Genomic DNA, 14,041 nt, shown 5'->3' on the forward strand with positions numbered 1-14,041 from the left:
CGCTGCCACCGGAGCCCAGGTTGCCCGCCGCATTCGTGTAGAGGTTGTCGGCCACACTCACGCTGGCGGTGCCGGAGAAGCCGTCGGTCGCCGTGAAGGTGGCGGTAAAGACGAGCGGATTGGCGGTCGCCTGCAGGTTGGTGACAGTGCCGCCGACGGCGACGATGTCGCCCGCGGTGAAGCCGACCGGCGCTTCGCTGAAGGTGAAGGTCACCTGCGAGCTGCTGTCGCCGTCATTAAGTTGCTCGTCTGCGATGTTGACCGTCAGCGCCGGGTTGGCGGTATCGACCGCCACCGTGTCGCTGCCGCCCGAGCCGAGGTTACCCGCGGCATCGGTGTAGAGGTCGTTGGCCACGCTGACGCTGGCGGTGCCGGAGAAGCCGTCATCAGCGGTGAAGGTGGCAGTAAAGACCAGCGGATCGGCCGTTGCCTGCAGGTTGGTGACGGTGCCGCCGACGGCGACGATGTCGCCCAGCTCGAAGCCGACCGGTGCTTCGCTGAAGGTGAAGGTCACCTGCGAGCTGGTGTCGGTGTCGCTGAGGGCGGGATCGACGATGTTGACCGTCAGCGTCGGATTGCTGCGATCGACCGGCACCGTGTCGCTGCCACCGGAGCCCAGGTTGCCCGCCGCATTCGTGTAGAGGTTGTCGGCCACACTCACGCTGGCGGTGCCGGAGAAGCCGTCGGTCGCCGTGAAGGTGGCGGTGAAGACCAGCGGATCGGCGGTCGCCTGCAGGTTGGTGACGGTGCCGCCGACGGCGACGATGTCGCCCGCGGTGAAGCCGACCGGCGCTTCGCTGAAGGTGAAAGTGACCTGTGAGCCGCTGTCGCCGTCGTTGAGTTGTTCGTCGACGATATTGACCGTCAGCGTCGGGGCGGCGGTATCCACCGGCACGGTGTCGCTGCCGCCCGCGCCCGGATTGCCTGCGGCATCGGTGTAGAGGGCGTCGGCCACGCTGACGCTAGCGGTGCCGGCGAAGCCGTCGGCCGCGGTGAAGGTTGCCGTGAAGACCAGCGGATCGGCGGTCGCCTGCAGGTTGGTGACCGTGCCACCCACGGCGACGATGTCGTCCGCGGTGAAGCCGACCGGCGGCTCGCTGAAGGTGAAGGTCACCTGCGAGTTGGTGTCGGCGTCGTTGAGCGCAGCATCGACGATGTTGACCGTCAGCGTCGGGGCGGCGGTGTCGACCGGCACTGTGTCGCTGCCGCCGGTGCCGATGTTGCCATGGGCATCGGTGTACGTGCCGTCCGCCACGCTGACGCTGGCGGTGCCGGTGAAGCCGTCGGTGGCGGTGAAGGTCGCGGTATACACGAGCGGATCGGCGGTCGCCTGCAGATTGCTGACGGTGCCGCCGACGGCGGTGATGTCGTCCAGCGTGAAGCCGACCGGCGCTTCGCTGAAGGTGAAGGTGACCTGCGAGCTGCTGTCGGCGTCGTTGAGCTGCTCGTCGACGATATTGACCGGTAGCGTCGGGTTGGCGCGATCGATCGGCACCGTGTCGCTGTCGCCCGTGCCCAGATTACCTTGGGCATCGGTGTAGGTACCGTCCGCCACGCTCACGGTGCCCGTGCCGGTGAAGCCGTCGGTCGCCGTGAAGGTGCCCGTATAGACCCGCGGATCGTCGGTCGGCTGCAGGTTGGTCACTGTGCCACCATCCACCACGACGTCGTCCAGCGTGAAACCGACCGGAGCTTCGCTGAAGGTGAAGGTGACGGGCGAGCTATTCTCGCCGTCGTTCAGTTCTGCGATGACGATGTCGAGCGTCAGGTTCGGGTTGGCCGTATCGACCGGCACCGTGTCCACATCCCCCGTACCCGGATTGCCCTGGGCGTCCGTGTAGGTGCCATCCCCCACGCTCACAGTGCCCGTGCCGGTGAAGCCGTCGTTCGCGGTGAACGTTGCCGTATACACCAGCGGATCGGAGGTCGGCTGCAGGTTCGTCACCGTGCCGCCGGTCGCCACGACGTCGTCCAGCGTGAATCCGACCGGTGGTTCGGTGAAGGTGAAGGTCACGGGCGACGTGTTTGTGGCGTCATTCAGCTGGCCGATGACGATGTCGAGAGCCAGCGCCGGATTGCTGCGATCGACTGGCACCGTGTCGCTGCCCCCGGCGCCCACATTGCCTTGCGCATTGGTGTACGCACCGTTGGCTACGCTCACACTGCCCGTGCCCGCAAACCCGTCGGTTGCGGTGAAAGTCGCGGTATAGATGAGCGGGTTGTCGGTCGCCTGAAGGTTGGTTACCGTCCCGCCGGTTGCAACAATGTCGCTCAGTGCGAAACCGACCGGTGCTTCGCTGAAGCTGAAGGTAACCTGCGAGCTGCTGTCGCCGTCGTTCAGTTGCGCGTCGACGATATCGATCGCGAGCGTGAGGGCGGGCGCCTCCTCAATGATCGGCGCCGGTTCCTCGAGCGGCAGCACGCTTGTGCTTTCCTGCCCAAATTGGAACTCGAGCGGTTCCACGCTTTCACTGATCCGCAGCAGGCGCACGAAGCTGCTGCCTTCGCCGCCACCACCGCCGGCCAGACCGGCTGCGGGCGCTTCGAGGTCATCGAGGTTTTCGCCCTGTTCGAGGGCGCGGATCACCTGATCCACCGTGCCTTGCGTGACCTGCGCATCGTCGCGCGTCGGGCGCGTCGCCTCGGAGACTTCGGATGTCAGCTTGACCGTCTGGTTTTCCGAAATCGCCAGCGATTCGCCTTCGGACATCGCCAATTCCACCCGACCTCCTGCCGACGTGACGACAACTTCGCCTTCGTACAGGGTGTCACCCGCGTGCAGCGGGCGGAGCTTGCCTTCCGCATTGCGTGCAAATGCTTCGCCTCTCACTGCAACAACAACTGCGATCGCTTCAGCCATTTTGCCTACTCCTTTAATCGTCGGGCGGGGCTGCTAGGCGGCCACGCGAAAATCCTGTTTCACTCGGTTACAGAATATGGCCAGGCTTGTGGCAAAGACATTGTCCAAAGGTACAGTCGGGAGGCACGAAGCGTGACCGGGATCACGAACGCTGCGAAGCCGTCCCGGAGCTGGGGGATAAGCAGACTCGGCGGTGCTGTCGGAAAACGCCTATCATCGCGGGCAGCCCGATCACCCTTCGTTCGCCCGCGCTCACCGATGTCCCACGCTTCCGCCCTCGAACTCCTCGCGCCCGCGCGCAGCCTCGATTTCGGCATCGCCGCGATCGACCACGGCGCCGACGCCGTGTATATCGGTGGCCCCACGTTCGGTGCGCGGGCGGCGGCGGGCAATTCCATCGAGGACGTCGCGGCGCTGGCTCGCTATGCGCACCGCTTTTCGGCACGGGTGCTGCTGGCCCTCAACACCATCCTGCGCGACGATGAACTGGAGGGCGCGCGGCGGCTGGTGTGGCAGGCGTACGAGGCCGGCGTCGATGCGCTGATCGTGCAGGACATGGGATTGCTCGAACTGGACTTGCCGCCGATCCAGCTGCATGCGAGCACCCAGTGCGACATCCGCACGCCGCAGAAGGCGCGTTTTCTGCAGGACGTCGGTTTCTCGCAGATCGTGCTGGCGCGCGAGTTGAACGTAGCGCAGATTCGCGCGATTGCCGATGTGACCGACCGCGAGCGTTGTGCGCTCGAGTTCTTCGTCCATGGTGCGCTGTGCGTCAGCTATTCGGGCCAATGCACGATTAGCCATGCCTTTACCGGGCGCAGTGCCAACCGCGGCGAATGTGCGCAGCTGTGCCGGCTGCCGTGGTCGCTGAAGGATGCCGACGGCACGCCGGTGGCCGACCGTCGCCATCTCCTGTCACTGAAGGACAATGACCAGACCGGCAATCTCGCAACACTGATCGATGCGGGCGTCCGCTCGTTCAAGATCGAAGGGCGGCTCAAGGATCTGCCCTACGTGAAGAACGTGACCGCGCACTATCGCAACGAGCTCGACCGCATCCTCGACGCGCGGCCCGAGCTGCGGCGCGGCGCCGCGGGGCGGTCGAGCTTCAGCTTCACCCCGCGCCCGGACAAGACGTTCAACCGCGGCAGCACCGACTACTTCGTGAATGAGCGCCAGGGGGACATCGGCGCCTTCGAGTCGCCCAAGTTCGTCGGCACGCCGATTGGCCGGGTTGCGCGTGTGCAGGGCAGGTCATTCGCGGTCGAGGCCACCGAGGCGCTCGCGAATGGCGACGGCCTCGCATGGTTCGATGCCGCCGGCGTGCTGCAGGGGGCGCGGGTCAGCCGTGTCGACGGCGCCACCGTGCACCTTGTGGAGGCGCCGACCGGCCTCGTCGCCGGCGCGACGCTGTACCGTAATCTCGATCACGTCTTCGAGAAACAGCTCGCCGGGAAATCGGCCGAACGCCGCGTGCCCGTGCGCATGCGCCTCTTCGATACGCCGGATGGCCTCGCCCTCGCGGTCACCGACGAGCGCGGCGTGTCGGCTCGCGCGGAAATCGTCTGCGACAAGGCGGAAGCGCGCGACGCGGTGCGTGCCGCGGCGACGCTGCGCGAGAGCCTGTGCAAGCTCGGCAGCACGATGTTCGTCGCGGCACCCGACGATGTCGCGCTCGACACCGCTGCACCGTGGTTCGTGCCGCTCGCCCAGATCAACGCCCTGCGCCGCGCGGCCGTCGATGCCTTGCTGCAGGCGCGTGCCGCCGCGTGGCAACGGCCGGCGCGTGCGGCTGCGGTCGAGCCGCCGGCGCGCTACCCGGACACTTCGCTGAACTATCTGGGCAACGTCTTCAACGCCCGGGCGCGCGAGTTCTACCGCCGGCACGGCGTCGAACTGATCGCCGACGCCTTCGAGGCGAACCACGAGGACGGGCCGGTCTCGTTGATGATCACCAAGCACTGCCTGCGTTACAGCTTCAATCTGTGCCCCAGGCAGGTGAAGGGCATCCGGCCGGAGCCGATGACGCTGTGGCAGGATCGCGGCGAAGGTCACGACGCGGTGCGCGAGCCGCTGCTGCTGCGCTTTGACTGCAAGAAGTGCGAGATGCACGTCATCGGCCGGCGCGTGAGCGGCAAGGCGGGGAAAAGGCGGCCCGCCGGCTGAGGGGAGGCGGCCCTTCAGCGCACCAGGAAGGGCAGGTTGGCGGTCGCGGCCTTGCCCTTACGGTCGTGGATCGTGATGAACAGGCGATAGGCGCCCGGCTGCTGCGGGGCGATGAAACGCACGCTGGCCGCGTCGGCGTGCCGGATAGGTACCGCAATCCGCGCGGGAGGCGTTTCGACGCCGCTGCCTCCACGCAGATCTGTCGCTTCGGCCAGCACTTTCCACTCGGTGCGCAGGGCCGAGCCGTCGAATGCCGCGGCGTCGACGCCGGCCGAGATCTCCTGGCCCGGCGCGAATTCGTCCGCAGCGATGCCGATGCCGCGGATCAGCGGCGCCGGTTCGGTGACGGGCTTGCCCCACGCCGTGCTGAGCGCGTCGCTCATCGCCGTGAGGCTGCCATCGGCCAGCAGCAGGCCATGCCAGGTTTCGGTCTGTTCCTGCTTCCAGCCCCACAGGAAGGGAAACGCCCCGACGATCTGTGGCTGGCTGCGCAGGAAGGGGAACACGTCGCGGAAGAACGCGGCCTTCTCGCTGCTGGTCGGCTCCACCGGCGCCCCCCAGGGTTTGCGCCCGGACTGCCACTGGCCGAGCGGGCCGAGTTCGCCGATGACGACCGGTTTGGTGATGCCGGCACTGCGCAGGCGCTGCGGTAGGGTGAAAGCCGCACCCGCATAGGCGTTGATGCCCAGCAGATCGATGTTGGCACAGCACTTGGCGAGCAGCGCGAGTCGTTCCACGCCGCCATCGACGACGACCATCAGGGTCGGGTGTGCCGGGTCGATGGCCTTGATCATGCCCGCGAGCCGGTTCACCTCGCGCCACGCAGGCAAGGGATCGTCTGCGCCCGCTTCGACCTCGTTGCCCACCCCCCATGCGAGCAGCGCCGGGTGCTTGTGGTGGCGCAGGACGAAACGTCGGATGGCCTCCTCCTGCGTGCCCAGTGCGTCGGCATCGCTCGGCTGGATTCCGTGGCGCGGATAGCCGACCGACAGGCCCATGACCACTCGCAGGCCAAGGCGTTGCGCCTCGTCGAGTACCCAGACGTCGGACTCGCCATAGACGCGTACGACCCCGGCGCCGGCCGCTGCGAGTTTCTCCAGTGCCGACCGATCGCCTGCGAACGCGGCGCCCTGCCATTGTGCGTCGGCGGCCGTGGCGCTCACAGGGGCGGCGGCCAGCAACAACAGCGCTGTCAGGCGCGTCAGCAACCGGGCAAATGTTTCGCGGGCCTTCAAGCGCATCGCATTTTCCGGATGCGGGCGGTGGTGGTGGGGGTAATCCGGATGTCCATCAGGTATCTCCCGTCCCGAGGGTGATCGCTTGCCGTCAACGCCCGACCGAGGCGTGTGGTGCTACAACTCGACCTGGGTGCCCAGTTCCACCACCCGGTTGGGCGGGAGATGGAAATAGTCGGCGGCGCTGCCGGCGTTGCGGAACATCACGATGAAAAGTTTTTCGCGCCAGCGCGCCATGCCCGAACCGATGCGGTGGACGAGCGTCTCGCGCCCGAGGAAGAACGACGTGGTCATCATGTCGAAGGGCATTCCGCGATCGTCGCAAAGCGCGAGCGCGGCCGGAATGTCCGGATCGTCCATGAAGCCGTAGAGCAGCTTGACGCGGAAGAAACCGTAGTCGAGTTCCTCGATCTGCACGCGGTCTTGCTCCGGTACCCGTGAAACGTCGGCGGTTTCGACTGTCAGCAGCACCACGCGTTCATGCAGCACCTTGTTGTGCAGGATGTTGTGCAGCAGGGCACGCGGCACGCCGTCGAGCCAGGTCGTCAGGAACACCGCCGTGCCCTCGACGCGCGGCGGCGGACTGGTGAACATCGACTTGATGAACAGGTCGAGCGGGATGGTGTCGCTGCGAATACGGGTGTTGAGCAGCGTGCGGCCGCGCTTCCAGGTCATCAGCATCGAGAAGATCAGCGCGCCGATGAGCAGCGGAAACCAGCCGCCGGCGAGGATCTTCACCGTCGTCGCGGAGAAGAATGCGATATCGACGGTGAGGAATACGCCGAGGAACAGTGCCGCCTGCAACTTGCCCCAACCCCACAGCCCGCGCACCACGACAAACGCCAGCACGGTGTCGATCATCATCGTCATTGTCACGGCGAGCCCGTAGGCCGACGCCAGCGCGCTCGACGAGCGGAAACCCACCACCAGCGCGATCACCGCGCCGAGCAGCATCCAGTTGATGCCCGGCACGTAGATCTGTCCCATCTCGCGCTCCGACGTGAAGATCGTCAGCATCCGCGGGGCGTAGCCCAGTTGCATCGCCTGGCGTGTCAGCGAGAACGCGCCGGAAATCACCGCCTGGCTGGCGATGATGGTCGCCAGCGTCGCCATTCCCACCATCGGGTACACCAGTGCGTCGGGCACCAGCAGGTAGAACGGGTTGCGCACGTTGTCGGGGTGGTCGAGGATCAGCGCACCCTGGCCGAGGTAATTCAGATACAGCGCCGGGAAGACCACCGTGAACCACGCCAGCTTGATCGGCCGCCGGCCGAAGTGCCCCATGTCGGCGTATAGCGCCTCGCCGCCGGTAATCGCCAGCACCACCGCCCCCAGCCCGAGCCAGCCGAGCAGTGGGTTGTCGGCGAGAAAACTAAGTGCCCAGCGTGGATCGACTGCGCCGAGAATCTCCGGGTGGAGCGCGATGCCCATCCCGCCCAGCACCGCCAGCACCAGGAACCAGCACACCATCACCGGTCCGAAGATCGCCCCGACGCGATGGGTGCCGCTGCGCTGCATCACGAACAGGCCAACCAGCACCGCCAGCGCAATCGGCAGCACAAATGGCCGGAAGGCCGGCGTCGCCACCTCCAGGCCCTCCACGGCCGACAGCACCGAGATCGCCGGCGTGATCATGCCGTCGCCGTAGAACAGCGCGGCACCGAAGACTCCCAGTGCCGACAGCCACCAGGCCTTGCGGCCCGCCGGTACGACGCGGAGCGCGAGCGAAGTCAGCGCCATGATGCCGCCTTCGCCGCGGTTGTCGGCGCGGGTGATGAAGATCACGTACTTCACCGACACCACCAGCATCAATGCCCAGAACACCAGAGACAGTATGCCGTACACGTTTTCCGGCGTGACCGGTATCGCGTGCGGGCCGTTGAACACTTCCTTCAGCGTATACAGCGGGCTGGTGCCGATGTCGCCGTACACGACACCGATCGCCGCGACGGCCATGCCGGCGAGGCTGGCGTGCGGTGCATGGGATGCGCCGGTTTCCGGCGAGGCGTCTACACGGTCAGTGGTTTGCACGATTGCTCCGTGACGGCCGGCGCGAAATCGCGCGGGGCGCCTAGCTTACCGCACTGCAGCACGCGTCGATGATGAAAAATTCACGCTTTTAGGGCCTGTCAGGCTGCCGCCCCGCTATTACTTCCGTATTAGGTCGTGCCTTCGTCGGTCATTTCCGCAGATGGACGATAGTCGATCCCCAGTGCCGCAGCGACGCCCGGGTGGGTGATGTGGCCGGCGTAGGTGTTGAGCCCTTGCCGCAGATGCGGATCGTCGCGCATCGCCTGGCGCCACCCCTTGTTCGCGAGCGCCAGCAGATAGGGCAGGGTGGCCGCATTGAGGGCATAGGTCGACGTCCGGGCGACCGCCCCCGGCATGTTTGCGACGCAGTAATGCACGACATCATCGACGATGTAGGTCGGGTTCGCGTGCGTCGTCGGATGCGAAGTCTCGAAACAACCACCCTGATCGATCGCGACGTCTACGACCACGGCGCCGGCGAGCATGCGGCGGACCATCTCGCGGCTGACCAGCTTCGGCGCGGCCGCGCCGGGGACGAGGACGCCCCCGATCACCAGATCGGCGCCGAGCACCGCGGCCTCGATGGATTCCGCGCTCGAGTGCAGGGTGTGCAGCGGCGGGCCGAAGCGCTCGCTGAGGCGGCGCAATGCGGCGACCGAGCGATCGAGCACGGTGACCGTCGCGCCCATGCCCAGAGCGATCATTGCCGCATTGCTGCCGACCACCCCGGCGCCAAGGATCGTGACCCGCGCCGACTCCACGCCGGGCACGCCGCCGAGCAGCACGCCGCGGCCGCCGGCTCCCTTTTCGAGACAGCGTGCGCCGGCCTGCACGCTCATGCGCCCGGCAACCTCCGACATCGGCGCGAGCAGCGGCAGTCCGCCATCGGTGCCGGTCACCGTCTCGTAGGCGATCGCGGTGACGCCCGAGGCGAGCAGGTCGCGCGCCTGGTCGGGGTCGGGAGCAAGGTGCAGATAGGTGAACAGGACCTGGTCATCACGCAGACGCGCGCGTTCGACTGCCTGCGGCTCCTTGACCTTGACGATCAGTTCGGCGGCGGCGAATACCGCGTCCGCATCATCGGCGATCCGCGCGCCGGCCCGACGGTAGTCGTCGTCGCTGGCGCCGATGCCGAGCCCCGCACCCTGCTCGACGAGGACCTCGTGACCGTTGGCGACGACCTCGCGCACGCTCGCAGGCGTCAGGCCGACGCGGTATTCGTTGTTCTTGATTTCCCTGGGTACGCCGATACGCATGATGAACTCCCGTGAAGGTTTCCCGATCGTTCCCCCCACCCTCAGCATAGCGTCGCCGCGGCCGGCCGTGGCCTACAATCGGGATCCTCCCCAAGGTTCCCGACGAGTCATGAAAGTTTCCGAGATCCAGCACGATTCCGCCGCGCCGCTGATCGACGCGCTTGGCGTACACCACCGTCCGGCCGACGGGGCAGTGCGCATTGTCTCCCTGGTGCCGTCGCTGACCGAGCTGGTGTGCGATCTGGGCCTGGCCGAGCAACTGGTGGGGCGCACCGGTTTCTGCATCCATCCGCGTGCGACGCTCAAGTCCATCCCCAAGGTGGGCGGCACCAAGGATGTGAAGCTCGACGTGGTGCGCGCGCTGGCGCCGACACACCTGATCGTCAATGTCGACGAGAACCGGCGCGAGGCGGTCGAGGAGCTGGCCAGCTTCGTGCCCAACGTGATCGTCACGCATCCGTGTCGGCCGGAGGACAACTTCGAACTCTATCGGCTGTTTGGTGGCGTATTCCGCTGCGAGGATGCCGCGGCGCGGCTCGCGGCCGATCTGGCGGACGCGCTGGCCGGCGCGCATGCGGTGGCGGCGGCCCTGCCGCCGGAGCGGGTGCTGTACCTGATCTGGCGAGCGCCGTGGATGAGCATCGCGCGCGACACCTACATCTCGACGACGCTGCGTGCGGTGGGCTGGGAGACGCTGCCGGAAGATCCGGCACGGCGGTACCCGGAAATCGACTGGCGTGCGTCGTGGATCGCAGAGGTCGCGCGCGTGTTTCTGTCGAGCGAGCCCTATCGTTTCGGCGAGCAGCATATCGACGAGGTCGCGCAATTGTCCGGCCGCCCGGCAACGCTGATCGACGGCGAGATGGCGTCGTGGTACGGCAGCCGTGCCGCGGCGGGCCTGCGTTATCTCACCGCCCTGCGCCGCAGCCTCGCCGAGGATGGCATGGGTTGCGTCGCGTAGGAGCGGCGTCAGCCGCGAATGGGCGCTTGTTCGCGGCTGACGCCGCTCCTACCGGACAGGCGCTTGGGCGGGACTGGGCATCGGCAGCATGGCGACCAAAGCTTCGGGGGTCAGGATTGCGAACAGCGGCCGCACGAGGCGATGACGATTGAGTCGCAGCAGGGCCTTGTCGCGGCTGACGAGATGGGTGGCGCTGCCGTCGCGCGCGATTTCGAGGAATTTCTGGTCGTCGGGGTCACGACACACGGGTAGCGCCGCCGGGCGCGGTGCCGATAGTGGTGCCGCAATCGACACCCCGTTGTCCGCATCGGCCGCGATGACGGTGGTGCGTGCGGCATACTCCGCAAGGAGTGCCGCCTGTCGCTCCGCGGCGATGCCGAATTGCCGGTACGCGAGCACTCGGCGCAGCTCTTCGAGCGAGTCGCCGCGTGCGATCAGTGTCGGGGGTGTGTCCTCGATCAGGTGCCGCAAAGGCTGCAATGCCGGATCCTCGAAGAACCACAAGGCCATCACGGTGTTGGTGTCGAGCACCAGTCGCAGGGCAGGCAAGGCAGGCTGGTCGGTCATGGCGGGCGGGCGTCGTAAAGAACGATGGGTGAACGAAAACGAGGGGGCCGTGGCCCCCTCGCGATCATTGCGGCGTGTCAGCGGTCAGGCGGCGGCGGTGGTGGCGTCGGCGCGGATCTTGACGAACGAGCCCGGCGCGTCTTCCAGCACCTTGAGCTTGCCCTTGGCGGGATCACGCACGTCGGTCTGCTCGGGTTCGTGCGCGGTGACCCACGACTGCCAGTCGGTCCACCACGAACCCTGCTGGTGTTGCGCGCCTTCGAACCACTTGTCGGCGGTTTCGGACAGCTTGGCGGCCGGGTTCAGCCAGTAGCCGTACTTGTTGGCAACCGGCGGGTTGACGATGCCGGCGATGTGGCCGGAGCCGCCCAGCACGAAGCGCACCGGGCCGCCGAAGTTGAGCGCGCCGAGGTAGGTGCTCTTCCACGGTGCGATGTGGTCTTCCAGCGTCGAGATGAAATAGCACGGCACCTTGATCTTGCGCAGATCGATCGGCACGCCGTCGATTTCGACGCCGCCCGGCTGCACCAGACGGTTTTCCATGTACATCGCGCGCAGGTAGAAGCTGTGCATCTTCGCCGGCATGCGCGTCGAGTCGGAGTTCCAGTACAGCAGATCGAACGGGAACGGATCCTTGCCCATCAGGTAGTTGTTCACCACGAAGGACCAGATCAGGTCGTTGGCACGCATCATGTTGAAGGTGCCGGCCATCTCCGAACCTTCGAGGTAGCCGCGCTCGAACATCTTCTTCTCGAGGCTGGAAACCTGGCCTTCGTCGATGAATACGCCCAGTTCGCCCGGCTCGGAGAAATCGGTCATCGTCGTGAAGAAGGTTGCCGCGGCGATGCGCTTCTGCTTCTTGGCGGCCAGGTAGGCGAGCGTGGTGGCCAGCAGGGTGCCGCCGAGGCAGTAACCGCAGGCGTTCACTTCCTTCTCGCCGGTCTGCTTTTCGATGGCGTCGAGCGCCGCGATCACGCCTTCCAGCACGTAGGATTCGAAGGTCTTTTCAGCCTGTTTCTCGTCGGGGTTCACCCACGAGATCACGAAAACGGTGTGGCCCTGGTCCACGCACCATTTGATGTAGGAGTTCTTCTCGCGCAGGTCGAGGATGTAGAACTTGTTGATCCACGGCGGCACGATCAGCAGCGGGCGCTTGTAGGCCTTCTCGGTCGTCGGGTTGTACTGGATCAGCTGCATCATGTCGGTCTGGAACACCACCTTGCCGGGGGTGGTGCCAACGTTGCGGCCCAGCTCGAAGGCGCTGGTGTCGGTCATCTTGACGCGCAGCTGGCCGCCGCCGTCTTCCATGTCGCGCAGCAGGTTGTTGAGGCCCTTGATCAGGTTCTGGCCATTGTTCTTGACCGTTTCGCGGAACACTTCCGGGTTGGTCAGCGCGAAGTTCGACGGCGACAGCGCATCGATGTACTGGCGCGTGAAGAAGTTGACCTTCTTCTGTGTCAGCTCGTCGAGGCCTTCCACGCCGCACACGGTGTCATGCACGTGACGCGCGGTGATCAGGTAGGACTGCTTGATGAAGTCGAACAGGAAGTGCTCTTCCCACTGCTCGTCCTTGAAGCGCTTGTCGGACTTTTCCGGCGACGCGATCGGCGCGCCGTGCATGCCCATCACGCGCAGCATCGAGTGCTGCCACAGCGAGAAGTAGTCCCACACCAGGTTCATCTGCGACTGGGCGAGCTTGTACGGGTTCGCCAGCAGCTTGGCCATCATGTCCATGAACGCCTGGGCGATGCCCAGTTCGTCGCTGGGGGTGGAGACGCCCCTTTTCAGCTGGCGCTGTACGTGCTCGCTGATCAGGTGCGAGGCGCGCTGTGCGACTTCGGCGTAAGTCTTGGCGACTTCCTTGGGGTCCGGCAGTTCGGGGAATACGCTCTCGGGTGTTGGTGCAGCCATTTCTTTTTTGCTCCTGTTTTCAAACAGTTCGTTCAAATCGGGTGATGCCTTCCTGGTCCGCCACCCTGCGCGCCTCGCCGCGCGCGACGAGGTAGTTCAAGTGGGCGATTGCCTCGCCCATGGCGAACATGACCTGATGCGTGTCCAGTTCACGGGGGAACAGCGTCAATAGCAGTTCTCCCGCACTGCGGGGGCTGTGGATCACGTCCAATAGTGCGTCGCAGCGTTCGCGGTGATGCGTTTCGAGTTGCTCGATTCGCGCCCGGATGCCGCGGAATGGATGACCGTGCGATGGTAGCACGAGCGTATCGTCCGGCAAGTCCTTGATGCGCTGCAATGAATCGAGAAACCAGCCGAGCGGATCGTCGTCTGGCGTTGCAGCATAGACGCTAACATTTGTAGAGATGCGCGGCAGCAGCATGTCGCCCGAAATGAGGACCCCGAGGCGCTCGCAATACAGGCTGGCATGCTCCGGCGCGTGGCCGAAGCCGACGATCACGCGCCAGTCGTTGCGGCCGATGCGCAGCACATCCCCATCGAACAGGCGGCGGTAGGCGGACGGTAGTCCCGGCACGCCGCGCCGGTAGCCATTGCCGCGTTCGATCAGGGCGGCCTGGCGTTCGGCGTCGAGCCCATTGACGCGGAACTGCGCCACCATGTCGGCGACCGAGCTGCCCGGCAGCTGGTTCCAGATCGCGTGGCCGGCGAGGAATTCGCCCTGCGTCATGTGAATCGGGGCGCCGTTGCGCTCGGCCAGCCAGCTGGCGAGGCCGAGGTGATCCGGATGGCAGTGGGTGACGACGATGCGCGACAGCGGCCGTGCATCGCGGTCGAGGATCGCGTTCCAGTGGCCGCGCACTTCGTCGAGGCCGAAGCCGGTATCGACCACCGTGACGGCGTCGCCGTCGTCGAGCAGCCACAGGTTGATGTGGTTCAGCGCAAAGGGCAGCGGCATGCGCACCCAGCCGACGCCGGGGGCAACTTGCTGCACGGTTCCGCCTGAGGGCGTGTCGGGGAAGGGGTATTCAAGTTCGCTACGGTGACTCATCGGGCG

Annotated in this window: 9 protein-coding genes; 2 read left to right on the forward strand and 7 right to left on the reverse strand. The window is 66.1% G+C overall.

Annotation, left to right across the window (positions count from 1 at the left end; genetic code table 11):
• Positions 1-2,860, reverse strand: a 2,860-nt coding sequence (locus tag GPA25_RS13710) for a retention module-containing protein (protein ID WP_169260972.1), incomplete at its 3' end; no start/stop codon positions are given.
• Between the two features lie 258 nt (positions 2,861-3,118).
• Here GPA25_RS13710 and GPA25_RS13715 point away from each other — a divergent pair.
• A complete protein-coding gene (locus tag GPA25_RS13715) occupies positions 3,119-5,026 on the forward strand; it encodes a peptidase U32 family protein (RefSeq protein ID WP_169260973.1) in 1,908 nt (635 codons plus the stop codon).
• A gap of 14 nt (positions 5,027-5,040) precedes the next feature.
• On the opposite strand, the gene GPA25_RS13720 is transcribed toward GPA25_RS13715, so the two are convergent.
• The 3 genes from GPA25_RS13720 to ald all read right to left on the reverse strand — a co-directional run bounded on the left by GPA25_RS13720 (position 5,041) and on the right by ald (position 9,548).
• Positions 5,041-6,267 (reverse strand): glycoside hydrolase family 2 TIM barrel-domain containing protein, encoded by a 1,227-nt coding sequence (locus GPA25_RS13720; protein ID WP_169260974.1) that lies wholly within the window; start codon positions 6,265-6,267, stop codon positions 5,041-5,043.
• 111 nt (positions 6,268-6,378) lie between these two features.
• Positions 6,379-8,217 (reverse strand): potassium transporter Kup, encoded by a 1,839-nt coding sequence (locus GPA25_RS13725; RefSeq protein WP_169261043.1) that lies wholly within the window; start codon positions 8,215-8,217, stop codon positions 6,379-6,381.
• A gap of 203 nt (positions 8,218-8,420) precedes the next feature.
• Entirely contained in the window at positions 8,421-9,548 is a 1,128-nt protein-coding gene (gene ald, locus GPA25_RS13730; RefSeq protein WP_169260975.1) for an alanine dehydrogenase, read from the reverse strand.
• 109 nt (positions 9,549-9,657) lie between these two features.
• Between ald and GPA25_RS13735 the strand changes: the two genes are divergently transcribed.
• Entirely contained in the window at positions 9,658-10,509 is an 852-nt protein-coding gene (locus tag GPA25_RS13735; protein ID WP_169260976.1) for a helical backbone metal receptor, read from the forward strand.
• Between the two features lie 48 nt (positions 10,510-10,557).
• On the opposite strand, the gene GPA25_RS13740 is transcribed toward GPA25_RS13735, so the two are convergent.
• The 3 genes from GPA25_RS13740 to GPA25_RS13750 all read right to left on the reverse strand — a co-directional run bounded on the left by GPA25_RS13740 (position 10,558) and on the right by GPA25_RS13750 (position 14,035).
• Positions 10,558-11,076 carry a PIN domain-containing protein gene (locus GPA25_RS13740; protein WP_169260977.1) on the reverse strand — a complete coding sequence of 173 codons (519 nt, stop codon included), beginning with the start codon at positions 11,074-11,076 and terminating at the stop codon, positions 10,558-10,560.
• Positions 11,077-11,160: 84 nt separating this feature from the next.
• Complete coding sequence (locus tag GPA25_RS13745; RefSeq protein ID WP_169260978.1) at positions 11,161-12,987, reverse strand: PHA/PHB synthase family protein; 1,827 nt, start codon at positions 12,985-12,987, stop codon at positions 11,161-11,163.
• Positions 12,988-13,006: 19 nt separating this feature from the next.
• Entirely contained in the window at positions 13,007-14,035 is a 1,029-nt protein-coding gene (locus GPA25_RS13750; protein WP_169260979.1) for an MBL fold metallo-hydrolase, read from the reverse strand.
• Between the last annotated feature and the right edge of the window lie 6 nt (positions 14,036-14,041).

The sequence above is a fragment of the Aromatoleum diolicum genome, assembly GCF_012910955.1.
Classification (GTDB): Bacteria; Pseudomonadota; Gammaproteobacteria; order Burkholderiales; family Rhodocyclaceae; genus Aromatoleum; species Aromatoleum diolicum.